Origin of the sequence: Longimicrobium sp. (genome assembly GCF_036280135.1) — a bacterium.
Classification (GTDB): Bacteria; Gemmatimonadota; Gemmatimonadetes; order Longimicrobiales; family Longimicrobiaceae; genus Longimicrobium.
Genome location: NZ_DASURI010000732.1, coordinates 1 through 14,792 on the forward strand (window position 1 = coordinate 1; position 14,792 = coordinate 14,792).

Below are 14,792 nucleotides of genomic sequence, written 5' to 3' on the forward strand. Positions count from 1 at the left end.
CGGAGGGCCGGCGCGGGGTGCCGATGGCTGTCGGTCGGGGCGGGAATATAGGAGGTGGGCAGGCAGGGGGAAAGGACGGACTACGCGGCCGCCGCGCGCTCCTGTTCCGCCCATTCTAGGGCCGCCTTCGACGCCCGTCGCAGGTCATCGCCGAACTCCAGCACGGCCTCGGCGACGTACATGTCCATCGACAGCTCGTCCTCGGAAACGTGCAGGCGAGCGAGCTTGATGGACGCCATCGCGAGCGCCTCGAACGCCCCGAACCGATCCGTCAGCATCTCAAGGAGCCGCCCGGGCGAAACAGGGCCGTGCGCAGAATCCGTTATCATGCTCGCATCCTCTCCTGTGATTCCGTGGAATCAGGACACCGCACGCGGAATCGTTGCGCGTCTCGCTGGGCGGCGCGTACGTTTCAGGCGGTGCATCCGTCTGGATGTAAGCTAATTCCCTTGACGATTATCGTCAAGGTTTTCCGCTTACGATAGGGAGAGTTCTCTGGCCAAGCGTGAGCAGGACCTTCAGGCGCTCGTCCGCGAAATCGTGGACGCGAGCGGGATCTCGCAGGCGCAGCTCGCGCGCGACGCCGGGCTGAGCTATGCGGCGCTGCATGCGTGGATTACCGGCATCCGCTCGCCGCGGCCGGGCAGCCTAGTGCAGTTGGCGGAGGGGCTGGAGAGTCGGTCTGACGCGCTGCGGGAGCTGGCGATGCAACTGAAGCAGGCGGCCGGAAACAGCAAACAGGTGTGAGTCCACGCCGTAGAGTCGAAAACGGGAATCCAGAGGTCACTGATGTCGTTCCATGACGAGTTGACTGAAGCTGCGCTCCGCGATGGAAATACTTCTCAGCAGTCTCGCGATGCAGCGCAGCGGCATGCGAACGCTTTTGGGTTCTACGCAGTCGTCGGAGCTTGCGTCTGGTACTTCATTGGCTGGAGGTGGTCGTTGCTGCCGTTCGCACTCGCCGCCTTTGTAGCTGTCCAGAGCGTGAGTGCGACCGCGGTAGCTCGCCGGTTAGAGAGGTACTCGGCTTCAGAGTCAAATGTGGGCTGACTCCGTCGATGTTGTCGGCTCGCCGGCACTTGATCCATCTGAGGTAAATCGCAGGAACGTGCCGTTCCGGTCGATCTCCTCCGCTTGGCCGATGACTAAGCCAGAACTAAGCATTGGATGCTGTACGAACAAGAAATATGCAATCGATGTCTAGATTTGGTTCGGCCCAGGAGCATGGACGTGCATGCCTCTTCCTCTTTCCCTTCGACGTACATACCACTAGGGGAATTGAGGCGCCACGCTCCATTTACTTTAGCGGCTATCGCGTTGTTGTTTATTGGCCGTATGTGAACGCTGGACGAAATGCGCCTCTACTGCCGCAGATTGTTTGGGACTCCGTTCCCGTTCCACCAGGCACGACAGCCTTAGACCCTCGACTTCCACTGTTCGAGAGCACCGGGATTCTCCGTAATTGGGATCGCCCGGCGGTCTACGCAAACGCATTGCGGGTCGATTTCTTTCCGGAGCCTGACCTTGAGTTCGTGACCGAGAACCTGAATCGGTTGATGCGCCTTTTTCGTTGGTGGACGAGCCAATGGTGGATAACGCGAGATCGTAGCTTTATGGAAGCCCCTCTGCGCGCCGCCCTCTCAATCAACGAATTGGGCGAGCCGCTGAATCAGCTATACGGGTATGCCACAAATATCGGAACACTCGGTTACGAGCGGCTTCTCGACGAAACGATATTCACCCGCGTATGCCAAGCCTTCGCAATCGGCAGAGACATCCCTATCTCGGCAGGCGCTTTCTTAGACTCGATCTATTCGCACTCGCTCCAGAACACGAGACAATCATTATTTGAGGCAAGCATCGCGTGCGAATCCGCGATCCAAGAGGCTGCAGCTCATCATGCTGCTACGCTTCAAGTGCCTGTTGAAGAGTTGGAACGTTCACTGAAAGGATCGGATCTCTTGTTCAATCTGGACCGGGGAGTGAAGAGTATACTCGGGCGATCATTTCGAGAGGATTGCCCCGAGCAGTACGATTGGATTCGAAAGCTGTGGGCTGCGCGAGGGCGGGTAGCTCATGGGAAGAGTGCGTTGATCGTGCACGATGGTCAGCGCCGCACGCCCACGCCGGAGGACCGCGTCGCGATGATTCACTCTGTGCACCGTCTTTTCTTCTGGTTTCAATCCATCCGATCAGAATCGTCGCAACAATGAACTTGCTGATGCGAGTTACAGGAAGTCGATCAGCGGTGCTGTTGTTCAGGACCCCACACGGTAGTCCTGCGCGCACGGCCTGCGTGCCGCTGTAGCCGAACTCGGCCGCCCGATGACGATGGGCCCGGAGCCCAGGATGAGGATGCTCTGCAGGTCGGTGCGCTTGGCATCTACCGCTACACTGAGGCGTCTGCGTACGCGAGCACCGGCCCGTCCGCGGGTCCATCGCGGAAGGCCGGCGCGGGATGCCCCCGATGGCTGTGGCCGGGGGGAAAAGATAGGAACCGGTGGTCGAAGGAGTCGGGCGGCTATGCGGCCGCGCGATTGCTCCACCGCGCCGCCAAGCACCCGGATCGCCGCTGCCTCAGGTATCCTCGGGACGGTAGGCGAGCAGCTTCTTCAGTGTCACACGCTCTACTGCGGAGACCGTCACCTTTCCGGATCGGTCCACCGAGAACGTGACGTTGATCTGCGGCTGGCCGCGCGGGCCCGCCCGAAAGCCGATCACGTGGAACCGGCCCAGCGACCGGTTCGCGGACGCCGCGGGATCGTCACCGGCCAGCACGTGGATCTCGATCGAGCCCTGCTGGTCTTCCGCTGTCGAGAACACCTCCATTTGCGAGACGGGCAGCGCGTGGGCCCGGGGAATGATGTTCGCCACCTTGTCGCCCATGACTTCGATCACCAGCGACTCCAGCAGGTGCCCGTCATAGGTCCGGAGCGCGGGTGGCACCGGGGGCGCGGGCCTGGGTGCAGGCGCGACCGGGGCCGCCGCGGGCGCGATGTCCAGGAGCGTCTCCAGCCCGGCGATCACCCTGCGCACGTCGTCGTTGAAGTGCGGGTCGTAGCCGATCACCGTGCCGTTGCGGTACGCCAGCTCGCGCAGGCTTTCCGGCAGCGCTTCCGGCGGCGGCATCCGCGCGCCGTTCACCAGCAGCGGAACGATGGGAATCTCCCGCTGCAACGCGGATTCGATCTCCAGTCGCACGAAATCCCGCGGATCGTCCAGGCGGCTGCTCCCGCCGGCGCTCCCGAGCCAGTTCTCGCCGATCACGGCGATCACCACACTGCACCGGCTTATGGCCTGGTCGATGTACGACTTGAAGTTCACGCCCAGCGGGATCGAATCGAAGTCCTTGAAGACCGTCCCGGGCCCGAACTGGGCCGTCAGGCGATCATGCAGCCGGCCCGTGATGGCGATGCTGTCTTCCCGGCGGTAGGAAAGAACGATGCTGTCGGGCTTCAGGGTTCCCATTGTCTCGTGGCACACGGTGTCTTGATCCGAGATTTCTGACGGCCGTGATACTGCAGAACCGGGATGAACGCCGCAACTCGGTCGGGAGCCTTCCGCCCCGGCGGCACGAGGCGGTGCGCCCACTTCGAGCTTCCATTGTTGCGTGGCACACGGCGTCTTAAACTGAGGCTTCGCGCACGTCGATCCCGCGGACGAGCCCCCTTCGCCTCACGACCGGCTCGGCGGTTCACCGTCCAGGAGCCCGGCTGTCCGGCCGCCCCCTCCATCACCCCACGTGCTTCATGAAAGCCGAAGATTATCCAGCCCTGTTCCGCGCGGCCGAGGCTGCATCCAGGAGCGCACAGGGGGCACACCTTTTCTCCATAAAAGCCTTCGCCGCACTCTCCATCGGGGGAGCCGGCCTCGCGACCTATGGGATCCAGGCACGGCAGGCAGCGGTAGCGGGAGCGCTCTTCTTCCTGGGCAGCCTGTTTCTCTCTGCCTTCATGGCGTTTCGGAAGTTCGAGGGAACCTGGTACCGTGCACGCGCGCTCGCGGAGTCCATCAAGACGAGCACCTGGAAGATGATGATGCGGGCCGAGCCCTTCGACGATCCCGATGTCCTGGTGGTGAAGGGCAAGTTCCGCGACCTTCTCCAACGCCTCCTGAACGAACACAGGGATCTTGCCCACGAGTTTTCCGGAGCGGCCGCGAACCAGGACCCGCTGACGGACAAGATGCTGGCGGTACGTGAGCTTCCGCTGGAGGAGCGAATGCGTTTCTACCGAACGCACCGGATCGACGATCAGGGCGGTTGGTACGCGGACAAGGCGGGCGCCAACAAGCGCGGGGGGCAGCTGTGGTTCATGGCGTTGATCCTGTGTCAGGCAGGTGCGATCACATGTACCCTGCTGCGGATCGCCGAGCCGGCAAGGCAGTATTGGCCCACGGAGATCTTTGTCGTCGCCGCCGCCAGCATCCTGAGCTGGACCCAGACCAAGCGCTTTCGGGAACTCTCCGCCGCGTACACGCTCGCGGCCCATGAAATCGCGTTTGCCCGCAACGAGCTGGATGACGTAACGCCGGACGAGCCGACGTTCTCCCGCTTCGTGTCCAACATGGAGAACGCGTTCTCGCGCGAGCACACCCAGTGGGCCGCGCGCAGGGAGTAGGGCTACGGGGCTACGACGAAATTCCGTCGCGGCCGACGCGCGCCCCGGCAGGAAAACCGGCCGGCGCCACGATTCTCCCGTTGCGTCTGCATTCGGGAGCGACCATGAGCACGTGATCATGGCCAAGCGCATCTTCCTGAGCCACAGCTTCGTCGACCGTGCACTGCTGAACGACCTGCTGCAATTCTTTCAAGCGCGCGGCGGTCCGGTCATGGCGACACCCACGTACATGAGAACCGACCTCGGCGAGGCTGGGCCCGAGCGAATCCGGCAGGCGATACGGGAGCAGATGCAGGGCTGCGCCGGAGTGCTGCTGCTCGTTGGGGACGAGGCACACAACAGCCGCTGGATCCAGTACGAGATGGGCGTGGCGAACGAGCTGCGGATTCCCAAATACAGGCTTCAGCACCCGGCGCGTACCGGCGGCCCCCCGGTCGCGCACGCCGGAATGCATGAGATTCCGTGGAGCCCGCGGGAAGTCGCCGCCGTGCTGAACCCGCTCTGATGCCGGATGCAACTCGGCCGGCTGGCCGGCCGATGACGATGGGCCCGGAGCCCAGGATGAGGGGGCTCTGCAAGTCGGTGCGCTTGGGCAGCCATCGCGACAGAAGCGCCTGCGTGCGCGAGCGGCGGCTCGTCCGCGGAAAGCCGGCGCATGGTGCCGATCGGGCGGGAATTCCTTTATTACGGCTGCTCACCTGGAAGAACCCATTCAAGCAATCGAGGGCATCATGTCGAGCTATCAGACCGCTACCAGCCACCAGACTCATGATGTCCAGAGACTGAACCCGGATCAGTGTGAACGATTATTTGCACACGGGATCCATGAGGAAAACGTTTTCTACAATCGCCTGAACTTCTTCATGGTGTGTGAAGCGCTATTGTTTGCCGGAGCAATCTCCGGGATGATGGAGGACAAACCAGCGTCCCGTTCGTTGATCGTGTTCATCTGCATGATCGGGACGATCGTCAGTCTCCTGTGGTGGTTCGCGCAAGTGAATAAACTGGTGCTCCTAAGAACTCTCGAACACCGGTTGATAGAAACGTTTCCGGAGATTCGCGAGAGTATCGAGATCGCAGACAAGCGCAGGAAGATTCCTGGTTGGAGCGTGAGCGCGATCCTCGCTCATGCACTCCCTGCGCTGTTCCTGCTCGCCTGGTTATATCTCATCGCACATTCCATCATTATACGTGGTGGCCATCCAGATACGCCGGTCGCTGAAGCGAGCAAGTAGCCGCTTCGTCCAGCCGCAAGCGTTGGGTCGCATTCGGCCTGATACCCAGGTCGTCGTGTCTGCGCGTCGCCGGCCTGTCCGCGCGGAGCCACTTGCGTGGTGAACCGGGATTCGATCTACTTGGAGAGTCGCCGGGCGTACGGAGCCACAGGGACTCGGCTCCGACGTCGCGCGCCACGGGCTTCGTTCAGGACGGCCCGCTGCCACCATCCGTACCGCCCGCACACCGCGCCGGCGCCGTGCCCCTCCACCGGGGCCGGCGAGCTCGCCCGCTTGCTCCGGCCATCCTGCGCGCATTCATGCTCCGCCCCGGAGGCCAGCGCGACCCATCTCCCGTACGCTCCTCCCGCTCTCATTGAGCCACGCGCGCTCGCGAAGGCGATACGGGTGGCCAGATCCCCAACCCCCGAGAACGTGCAGCGCCAGTCCTGGCGCCGTGCGTCCAATCCGCAGGTGAAGGCCGCCGGGGCCGCGTGTGGGCCGACGGCGGGGAACCGACCCACCAACCACGCACGCGTCCCTCCTCCACAGGCCCCAGATGACCGAGAACGCCCGCGCCATGGCCGCCGCGATGAACCGCGAGATCGTCGACGATCAGCCCGCCCGGCTCGCCATCCACACGCACCGCATCCGCCTGACCCAGGCGAACCTGCCGTATCAGCCCGTCGCGGGCAAACGATTGGCCTCGGAGAAGCACTTTGCCGTCTACGCCGACCAGATCGTGCTCGCGGGCGTGCTGCAGAACCCCGGGCGCGACATCGAGCTGCACGCGCGGGAGATCATCATCGAACAGCCGGCGACGCTGGACGTGGGCGGGGCCGACGCGGACAAGGACTTTCGCCCCGGCGACGCGCCCCTCCAGAAGGATGCCCAGCCCGGCGCCGCCGGCACCGACGGCGCCAACGGCACGGACGGGGGCAGCGGCGGCCGCATCGTCATCGACGCGTACCACGTCGTGAACCGCGCGCCGGACGGGGGGACGCTGTCGGTGGCCGACGTCGCCGCGCTGGGGGCACGGGTCTTCGCCGAGCATCCGCCGAAGCTGGAGGACGCCTGCGCGCTGCCGGTGCTGGAAGCGGGCCGGACGAAGATGTGGGGCGGCAGCGAGATCGTCATCAACCTGGAGAACGGGCGCGTGGAAGGGCTGGGCCAGGTCACGCTGCAGGCCGCGCGGTTCGATCCCGGCAGCGGCCGCATCGCCCTGCAGCTCGCGCTCGCCGGGCTGAAGGTCACGGGCACCACCAACGCGGGGAACGGGCGCATCGCGTCGCAGGGGTTCGGCTGCGTGGTGGACGTGAGCGCCCGGCTCAACCCGGACGGATCACTGGGCGAGCCGCGCCGCGACCTTTCGCTCGTCACGGACCGCCCCATCAAGCTGCCCGTGCCCTACATGGACGGCACGCTGTCGGGGAGCGCGCTGGACACGGTCCGCGACCGCGTGGCCACGCACGTAGGCGCGGCGGCCGAACCCCTCCTCAAGGCCGTCGGCGACCGCCTGCGCGCGGCGGCGCTGACGCTCCTCGCCGGCGGCGGGCGGGGCGGCCGGGGCCAGGACGGGCACGCCGGCGACCGCGGCGAGGCCGGCCCCGCCGGGGCGCGCACCACGCGGCACGGCGTGCAGACGGACAACGGCCCCGGGTTCCCGGAAGACGCCATCGGCAAGAACGGGCTGCAGGGCGGCCGCGCGGGCTCGCCCGGGGCGTCCGGGAACGGCGGCAGGGGTGGCGCCGTGGAGCTGAACGTCATGCTCCCGCCGAACCTGGCCGTCGTCTACAGCACGGCGGGAGGCGAGGGCGGCGTCCCCGCGAGCCCGGGGGAGCGCGGGCCGGGCGGACACGGCGGCGCGGGGACGGTGTGCCGCATGTTCGACGGCAAGACGGGGCGCCCCGTGGAGGACCAGAAGGCGCCGGACGGCAAGGACGGTTCGCCGGGGCCGCCCGCCGAGCGCGCGGGCACCCGGGGCGCCCCGGGTGCAGCCGGCAGCGCGCTGAAGGTGAACGGCGGTGCGTACACGGGCGGCACCCTGCCCGCGTACTCGTTCGCGGCGCTGGCCCCGGCGCTCAGCCTGGGCCAGCTGCTCGTGACCCAGAACGCCACGGACCAGCAGTTCCTGAACGCGAAGACGGAGGACGACCTGGTCGCGGCGGCGGACGGCTACACGTGGCTGATCCACATCAACGAGCCCTTCACGGATCCCGCCGTCCCGATCGACGCGGCGCGGGTGCCCCGGCTGGAGCAGCAGGTGCGCGCGCGCATCCACGACAGCGCGGTGGTGTCGCTCATGCGCCTGCAGCAGGGGCTGGACTACTTTGGCCACAGCTACAACTGGACGCCCGTCCTGAACCTCACCAGCCTGCTGGCCCGCACGCAGGAGATCATCCTGCTGGGCAAGGTGATCGAGGACCAGTTCAACCGCTACCTGGACACGTCCAGGTCCAGCCGCGAGCGGATGAAGGCGTTCGACCGGGCCCGGCAGGAGATCGATCAAAAGCTGGGCGACCTCCTGGGCGAGATCGAAACGCTCACACCGCAGATCCGCGGCTTCGAGGCCCAGGTGGAGGGCTATACCAGGGCGATGGTCCGCCAGCGGACGCTGCTGCTGGAGGGCCAGCTCAAGTTCAAGGACGAGCTGATCGCGCACCTGCGCAAGGAGAACGACCTTACCCTGGACATCTTTCTCGACATCCTGGGCACGGTCATCGGGTGCGTCGGCGGGGTTTCGAAGGGCGTCGGCGGCATCAAGACGGCCGTGGACGCCGTCAGGAAGGCGGAAAAGCTCAGCGAGAAGTTCAAGAAGGTCGTGGAGGTCTTTACCAAGGCCAAGGCCACCCTCGCCAGCATCACCAAGGCGTATTCGTCCATCAAGGAAACGCTGGACGACGGCACGGCCGACGCCGCCAAGATCCTGGTGGACGGCGACGAGTTCAACGAGATGCTCAAGGAGTACCTGGGCAAGATCGACGCGGCGGGCGAGCTGCGGAAGGCCATGGACTACTACCTCACGCTGGCGCAGGCGCGCAACATGGCCGCCTACAACTACACCACGCTGGTGGCGCAGGTGCTGGCCCTGCAGACGCAGCACGACCAGCTGTACGGGGGCATTCAGCACATCAACGCCGAGATGGCGGCCCACCAGGACAACGTGCTGCCCATCTACACGGCCTACCTCAAGGACGCGTACGAGGACGTGCAGCGCAGCCTGCTGCGCAACCTCTACCAGGAAAACCGCGCCTACCAGTACTGGTCGCTGCGGGACCGGCAGCTCCGGACGGACGACCTGAACATCGCCACGCTGGCCGCCACGCACGAGCGCCTGAAGGCGGACATCGACACCTTTCGCGAGAACAGCGACTCGTTCTCCCCGTTCAACCAGAAGGTGGTCGTCTCCGCGGACCAGTATCCCAGCGAGTTCGCCGAGATGCGTACGTCGCGCGTGCTCACCTTCGCGCTGGACATCCGGCGGGAGCCGGGGTTCCAGAACATGCGCTACGTCATCGCGCGCGAGTTCACCCTGAAGCTGCCGGAGGTCCAGGGCGGCTCGCACGTGCTGTTCCTGAACCTGGTCCACAGCGGCGAGGCCGTGCTCAACAGCGACACGGACCTGGACAATCCGGGCGCCCTGCACGTGTTCAGCCACCGGCCCCGCGTGTCGCCGTTCAAGATCGACTACAAGGATCCCGACAACATGGCCGGCGGCACCCTGGGCGAGGACAAGCAGGGCTACATCGGCCTGAGCCCGTTTACCCTGTGGCGGCTGGACTTTGGCCTCAAGGGCAACGAGTGGCTGGACCTGGACACGGTCAACACGGTGGTGCTTACGTTCTCCGGCCGGATGCTGGGCCCCGCGGCGCGGATGAACGCGTCCATCGCGGATGCTGATTCGCCCGGGCTCGTTCTGCAGGCAGACGCCTGACGAGCGACGCGGAGGGGGGCGAACCGATGCGCCACGCCCGTGATCGCCGTCCCGCGCACGGCGGCACGGCCGCGTGGGGCACTCGGTCCGCCGCGACAGGCCACGGAGCTCCCCGCCGGGACACGGGCGCGGCGGCTTCGGGCTTCCGGGGGTGATCCGCCCCGTGGTAGATTCCGCTCCATGACCGCACCGCGCTACCGGGAACACGCCCCGCCCGCCGTCCTGGCCCCGTTCGTCGACTGCATCTGGACCCTCCGCTCCGAGGCGCCGCTCGATGCGCCGGTGCGAAGCCGGGTGCTGCCGGACGGGTGCGTGGACATCATCCTCGACTTCGGCGAGCAGCCCGCATCCGCCACCGCGGGCGCCCGCCCGCGCAGCTCCCTGGTGGGCGCGATGACGCGCGCGCTCACGGTGGACCAGGCGGGGCGCGTGGACATGCTCGCGGTACGGTTCCGGCCCGGCGGGGCCTCCGCCTTTCTGCGCGTCCCGCTCGGCGAGGTCACGGATCACGCGGTCGACGTGGACGCGCTGGGTGAGCGGTGGGGCGCGCCCGCGGCCCGGATCCACGCGGCGGACTCCGCCAGGGAGCGGAGGGCGCTGCTGGAACAGGAGCTCCTGGACCGGCTCGGGAAGGCGGAGAACGTGGACGGGACGGCGGCGCGCGCCTGGTCGCGCCTGGAGCAGACCGCGGGCGGGTTGACGGTCCGGCAGATGGCGGGAGAGATGGGGCTGGGCGAGCGCCGCCTGCAGCGCCTCTTTCACGACCGCGTGGGCCTTTCGCCCAAGGAGGCGGCGCGCGTCGCGCGGTTCCGGACGGCGATCGCGCACATGCGGCGCACACCGAACCGGCCGCTGGGCCGCATTGCCCTCGACGCCGGGTACTACGACCAGCCGCACTTCAACCGCGAGTTCGCGCGCATGGCCGGCGTCTCTCCCGCGGCGTGGCTGCGCGAGCGAGCGGCCCTGGCGCCCCACCCGGACGCTGCTTCCTGACGCGCCCCCGCCGCGCGCTCGCGGCGCGTGTCGGATTCGTACAAGCGTGGATGCGCGCTCCCGTGTAGCATGAAAGGGCCGGCGCGCATCGCACCCGGATCCGTCGCCGCCGGCATCCTTTTTCATCCATGGAGATCGTCCGATGCAGCAGCCCCACACCTCGTCCGAAGCGCCCCGGCTCAAGCAGCTTACGCCCGTCATCATCGTCGACGCGGTGGAGCCCTGCCTTCCGTTCTGGGTGGACCGCTTCGGCTTCGCGATCGATGCGGAGGTGCCCGGTCCCGACGGCGCGCTCCAGTTCGCCATCCTGTCGCGCGATGGAATCGAGGTGATGTACCAGACGCGGGCCAGCGTCATCGCGGACCACCCCGGCACGGAGGCGGAGCTGAACGGACACTCCGTCGGCCTCTTCATCACCGTGGACGACCTCGACGCCGTGGAGCGGGCGCTGGACGGAGCGCCGGTCGTAAAGCCCCGGCACCAGACGTTTTACGGCAGCAGCGAGATCTACGTGCGCGAGCCGGGCGGCAACACCGTCGGCTTCGCGCAGATGGGCACGGAAGCGTAAGGGCCATCGCCCGCGCCGTCGGTTCCTGGACGAAATGCTGCCCCGGCTGCTCGCGCCTGAGCTGCCGGGGCACCTGGTTCGTGCTTGCACACGGATTTCCTGCTTCACCGCGGGGCGCCAGGCGGTGCCTTCACGGCCCTCCACGCTCCCCCGCCGCCGATCGTCCCGCTCATCCCGTCGCCGGTGACACGGCCGGAGAAGCGGCGGGCCACGCGCCTTCCGTTCACCCGTTCCGTCAGGGTGAAGTCGATCCGCTCCCCCACCAGCCGGCCGCTCACCCCCGGCCCGGCAAAGCGCTGGAACTGCTGCCGGAGCTGCAGCGAAACGCGGCGTCCCTCCGGGGTGGTGAGCGTCCACCGCCCCGCCACCTGCGCCGGGATGGTCCAGGCGTACACCATCGCCCACCCGGTGCCCTGGTTCACCCGCACCCGCACGGTGGTGTCCGGCTGCCAGTCGCCCATGTGAAAGGCGTGCGACACGACCCGGGTGCCGGGGCGCAGCTGCTCGAACAGCCTGGGCCGGAGCTCCAGGTTCAGGTTCTGAAAGAGGTACAGGGTGATGATGCTCGCCGGCCGAAGGTCGGTCTCGAACAGGTCCTGCCGGCGAAAGCGCACGCGGTCCTGCACCCCGCGCCGGCGGGCATTGGCGGTGGCTTCGTCCACCCGCGCCGGGTCGATGTCCACGCCCAGGCCCCGAGTGCCGAAGCGCCGCGCCGCCTCGATCACGATGCGCCCGTCCCCGGAGCCCAGGTCGTACAGCACGTCGTCGCGGGTGGGGTTGACGAGCGCGAGCATCTGCGTGACCACCTCGGGCGGCGTGGGGACGTAGGGGACGTCCAGCCCGGGCGGCTGCTGCGCGGCCAGGGGAAGCGCGAAGAGCGCCGCGACGGCGCCCCGGCAAAGTCGGGCGGCGGTGTGCACCGGTGTTCCTCCGGGAAAGAGTGGCGAAGCGGGAAGATACGCCCGCGGAGGAGCCCGCGGCTACGGTTCGACGGGCGCCAGCTCCGCCACCCATGTCGCCCACGCGCATCCCCCGCCCGACGGCCGGCGGGGGATGCTGGGCGAACCAGCCGATCCAGGAGCACGCGGCTCCGTGACAGCGCGGAGAGCCGGCGCGGGGTGCCGATCAGGCCGACCATCAACAGGCGTATGCAGACCTCCGCCGCGTCACGTCGCCAGCCTCGGCAAACGGGGCGGATGGTGACAGGCGGGTCAGGTTACCCATGCCGGTTCGGAGGGGCGGGACGTACACATTCTCCACGAGAAATCGGACATCGATTCCCTGGAGATCCATCCCATGCCTTCGACGATCGACACCGCCCCTCACGCTTCGCGGCGCATCTGGAACCCCATCCAGAAGGACGCGGCCATCTTTCTCGTCACCGCGGAGGAGAGCGGCGGCGCGCACACGCTGCTGGAGATCGAGCTGGCGCCCGGCGGCGGCAACACGCTGCACACGCACACGGACTTCGCCGAGCACTTCGAGGTGATCGAAGGCGAGCTCGTCGTGCAGGTGGGCAGCCAGGAACACGTGCTGGGGCCCGGCGGCGCGGCCGTGGCCCCGCCCCGCACGCCGCACCGGTTCCAGAGCCGTTCCGCCCGGCCCACGCGCTTTCGCGTAGCCCTTCGCCCGGGACACGCGGGGTTCGAGCGGGCGCTGCGCATCGGGTACGGGATGGCGGAGGACGGGCGGGTGAACGCACGGGGGCTCCCCCGCCGGCTGGACCACCTGGCGCTCCTGGTGGACATGAGCGGCACCGTGCCCGCCGGCGTTGCCGCGCTGGCCCTGCCGCTGCTCCGGTTCATCGCGGCGCGCGCCCGCAGGCGCGGCGTGGAAGCGGAGCTCACGGCGCGCTACTGCCCGCCCATGGCGCCCGCCGAGCCGCACGTTGCCGGCGCGGCCTGAACGGATCAGCGGCCCGCGAAGTCCACTCCGCGGGCCGCTTCTCGTTGTACCCGCCGGGATCCGGTGGGCCCTCAGGCGGGCACGGCCCCGGGTTCATCCGCCGACTGGACCTCCACCTGCGCGGCGACCGGGGGCCTCTCGCCCGGGATCACCAGCAGGTCCGTGTGCATCCATTCCTGCGCGGTTTCGGCGCCCTTGTAGCTGGGCATGTTGGTCGCCTGCTGGATCGACAGGTCAAACTGCGACTTGGCGATGAAGATGGGCGTGCTGCGCCGCTCGCTGTACGGGCACGCCGCGTAGGTGGAGATGTTCCACAGGGTTGCCTGGTACGCCGCGTAGTCCGCGTTGTGGCGTCCGCCCGTGATCGACTCCAGGGGCCAGCCCTCCAGCTGAAAGAAGCTGTTGCTTCCCAGGTCGGTGGTGGGTCCCGTCACGAACGAGGCGATCAGCGGCTCGGACGCGGGCTCCGTGTCTCCCTCGATGTTCAGGAAGTTGAGGCACGAGGCGTTGACGTACGTGGCGTAGTGGCTGGTGAACGTGCGGCGCGTGGTGAGCCCCGCGGTGCTGAACACTTCGGTAAAGCCGGGAAAGCCGTTGCCGTTCAGCTGGTCGTCGTTCTCGCTGGGAACCACGAAGTGCGCGCCCGACATCAGCCAGCGCAGAAAGGTCACCACCGTGTCGTCGATGTCGCCGCTGGCGCTGTACTGCAGCGGATTGTTGCCGGTGATCTGGCCGTAGTTCCACACGCCGTCCGTCATGAAGTGCTTTACCCGCCACCCGGTGGTCTGGTAGACCTCCAGCCCGTTGCTGACGCTGCCGGTGTCGACGAGGTCCGGGATGGCCATCAGCAGCCCGTGCTGCTTGATGTAGGTGGCCAGGAAGTCGATCAGGTAGCCGTCGCTGACGGGGCAGCGCTCGTACGCGTCGTGATCGTACCCCGGGTGATCGGTGTCGCCCTGGGAGTGCTGCCACTGGGCCAGCCAGGAGCGCAGGATGAGCGAGGCGCTGTTCTGGTCGGTGTACCACGCGTGGAGCTGGCCGTGAGCGATCGCGCTGTTGATCACGCTCTCGCTTCGCACGTCCGCGCTGAACAGGCTGTTCACGTACGCCGTGATGTTGCTGAACTTCTCGCTGTCGTGGGGATCGACCTGCAGGGGAATGACGCTCATGCTGACTCCGTTGAATTGTGCCTGATCGGCCGTACGGAAAAGGAAGGAAATGAACCGCGCAGCTACGGTAGGGGCTCGCCGGAAGAAAGAACAGGTTCTTGATGCAGACGCGATCCCAGCCCGCCTTTTTTCATCGAATTCCGGATGCACCATCGTAACGGTCCCGGACCGTGCCCCCGAAGCCTTCGCGGGGTCGGCGCTCCGACGGCACCCGCGCGGCCCATCCGATCGCGCCGGGCAGATGCAACGAAGCCAGGACTTGCGCGGGGCATCCGCCGGCCGGAGGTTCCGCGGCGCGGGGACGCGCGGAGCGGATGAAGCATCGACCTACTTTGGAGCAGAGCGATCGTGGGCAGGTACATCGACCTGGATACGTGGAAGCGGCGGGAG

Annotated in this window: 13 protein-coding genes; 9 read left to right on the plus strand and 4 right to left on the minus strand. The window is 67.2% G+C overall.

Annotation, left to right across the window (positions count from 1 at the left end; genetic code table 11):
• Window positions 1–80 precede the first annotated feature (80 nt).
• Window positions 81–278, minus strand: coding sequence for a hypothetical protein (locus VFZ20_RS23640; RefSeq protein ID WP_329686417.1), 198 nt, complete (start codon window positions 276–278; stop codon window positions 81–83).
• 217 nt (window positions 279–495) lie between these two features.
• On the opposite strand from VFZ20_RS23640, the gene VFZ20_RS23645 reads away from it, so the two are divergent.
• Together VFZ20_RS23645 and VFZ20_RS23650 are read left to right on the plus strand one after the other, a co-directional pair.
• Entirely contained in the window at window positions 496–747 is a 252-nt protein-coding gene (locus VFZ20_RS23645) for a helix-turn-helix transcriptional regulator (RefSeq protein WP_329686429.1), read from the plus strand.
• A 785-nt stretch (window positions 748–1,532) separates the two neighbouring features.
• Window positions 1,533–2,213, plus strand: a complete 681-nt coding sequence (locus tag VFZ20_RS23650; protein ID WP_329686418.1) for a hypothetical protein — start codon at window positions 1,533–1,535, stop codon at window positions 2,211–2,213.
• Between the two features lie 364 nt (window positions 2,214–2,577).
• Here VFZ20_RS23650 and VFZ20_RS23655 read toward each other — a convergent pair whose 3' ends face one another.
• Window positions 2,578–3,468: a toll/interleukin-1 receptor domain-containing protein gene (locus tag VFZ20_RS23655; RefSeq protein ID WP_329686419.1), complete on the minus strand. Its 891-nt coding sequence runs from the start codon at window positions 3,466–3,468 to the stop codon at window positions 2,578–2,580.
• Window positions 3,469–3,749: 281 nt separating this feature from the next.
• On the opposite strand from VFZ20_RS23655, the gene VFZ20_RS23660 reads away from it, so the two are divergent.
• The 6 genes from VFZ20_RS23660 to VFZ20_RS23685 all read left to right on the plus strand — a co-directional run bounded on the left by VFZ20_RS23660 (window position 3,750) and on the right by VFZ20_RS23685 (window position 11,328).
• Window positions 3,750–4,619 carry a DUF4231 domain-containing protein gene (locus VFZ20_RS23660; protein ID WP_329686420.1) on the plus strand — a complete coding sequence of 290 codons (870 nt, stop codon included), beginning with the start codon at window positions 3,750–3,752 and terminating at the stop codon, window positions 4,617–4,619.
• A gap of 118 nt (window positions 4,620–4,737) precedes the next feature.
• Window positions 4,738–5,124 carry a TIR domain-containing protein gene (locus VFZ20_RS23665; protein ID WP_329686421.1) on the plus strand — a complete coding sequence of 129 codons (387 nt, stop codon included), beginning with the start codon at window positions 4,738–4,740 and terminating at the stop codon, window positions 5,122–5,124.
• Between the two features lie 226 nt (window positions 5,125–5,350).
• Window positions 5,351–5,854: a hypothetical protein gene (locus VFZ20_RS23670; protein WP_329686422.1), complete on the plus strand. Its 504-nt coding sequence runs from the start codon at window positions 5,351–5,353 to the stop codon at window positions 5,852–5,854.
• 538 nt (window positions 5,855–6,392) lie between these two features.
• Entirely contained in the window at window positions 6,393–9,767 is a 3,375-nt protein-coding gene (locus VFZ20_RS23675) for a hypothetical protein (RefSeq protein WP_329686423.1), read from the plus strand.
• A gap of 180 nt (window positions 9,768–9,947) precedes the next feature.
• Entirely contained in the window at window positions 9,948–10,760 is an 813-nt protein-coding gene (locus VFZ20_RS23680; RefSeq protein ID WP_329686424.1) for a helix-turn-helix domain-containing protein, read from the plus strand.
• Window positions 10,761–10,902: 142 nt separating this feature from the next.
• Window positions 10,903–11,328, plus strand: coding sequence for a VOC family protein (locus VFZ20_RS23685; RefSeq protein ID WP_329686425.1), 426 nt, complete (start codon window positions 10,903–10,905; stop codon window positions 11,326–11,328).
• Between the two features lie 104 nt (window positions 11,329–11,432).
• On the opposite strand, the gene VFZ20_RS23690 is transcribed toward VFZ20_RS23685, so the two are convergent.
• Window positions 11,433–12,248 carry a class I SAM-dependent methyltransferase gene (locus VFZ20_RS23690; protein ID WP_329686426.1) on the minus strand — a complete coding sequence of 272 codons (816 nt, stop codon included), beginning with the start codon at window positions 12,246–12,248 and terminating at the stop codon, window positions 11,433–11,435.
• 376 nt (window positions 12,249–12,624) lie between these two features.
• Here VFZ20_RS23690 and VFZ20_RS23695 point away from each other — a divergent pair, with 376 nt between their 5' ends.
• Window positions 12,625–13,233: a cupin domain-containing protein gene (locus tag VFZ20_RS23695; protein ID WP_329686427.1), complete on the plus strand. Its 609-nt coding sequence runs from the start codon at window positions 12,625–12,627 to the stop codon at window positions 13,231–13,233.
• Between the two features lie 71 nt (window positions 13,234–13,304).
• Here the strand turns inward: VFZ20_RS23695 and VFZ20_RS23700 are convergent, their stop codons facing one another.
• Window positions 13,305–14,402, minus strand: a complete 1,098-nt coding sequence (locus tag VFZ20_RS23700) for a hypothetical protein (protein WP_329686428.1) — start codon at window positions 14,400–14,402, stop codon at window positions 13,305–13,307.
• Between the last annotated feature and the right edge of the window lie 390 nt (window positions 14,403–14,792).

What these genes read in the sequence shown, in the direction of transcription:
- VFZ20_RS23640 (WP_329686417.1), bottom strand. Translation starts at nt 278, where the DNA reads ATGCTGACGGATCGGTTCGGGGCGTTCGAGGCGCTCGCGATGGCGTCC.
- VFZ20_RS23655 (WP_329686419.1), bottom strand. Translation starts at nt 3,468, where the DNA reads ATGGGAACCCTGAAGCCCGACAGCATCGTTCTTTCCTACCGCCGGGAA.
- VFZ20_RS23660 (WP_329686420.1), top strand. Translation starts at nt 3,750, where the DNA reads ATGAAAGCCGAAGATTATCCAGCCCTGTTCCGCGCGGCCGAGGCTGCA.
- VFZ20_RS23665 (WP_329686421.1), top strand. Translation starts at nt 4,738, where the DNA reads ATGGCCAAGCGCATCTTCCTGAGCCACAGCTTCGTCGACCGTGCACTG.
- VFZ20_RS23670 (WP_329686422.1), top strand. Translation starts at nt 5,351, where the DNA reads ATGTCGAGCTATCAGACCGCTACCAGCCACCAGACTCATGATGTCCAG.
- VFZ20_RS23675 (WP_329686423.1), top strand. Translation starts at nt 6,393, where the DNA reads ATGACCGAGAACGCCCGCGCCATGGCCGCCGCGATGAACCGCGAGATC.
- VFZ20_RS23680 (WP_329686424.1), top strand. Translation starts at nt 9,948, where the DNA reads ATGACCGCACCGCGCTACCGGGAACACGCCCCGCCCGCCGTCCTGGCC.
- VFZ20_RS23685 (WP_329686425.1), top strand. Translation starts at nt 10,903, where the DNA reads ATGCAGCAGCCCCACACCTCGTCCGAAGCGCCCCGGCTCAAGCAGCTT.
- VFZ20_RS23695 (WP_329686427.1), top strand. Translation starts at nt 12,625, where the DNA reads ATGCCTTCGACGATCGACACCGCCCCTCACGCTTCGCGGCGCATCTGG.
- VFZ20_RS23700 (WP_329686428.1), bottom strand. Translation starts at nt 14,402, where the DNA reads ATGAGCGTCATTCCCCTGCAGGTCGATCCCCACGACAGCGAGAAGTTC.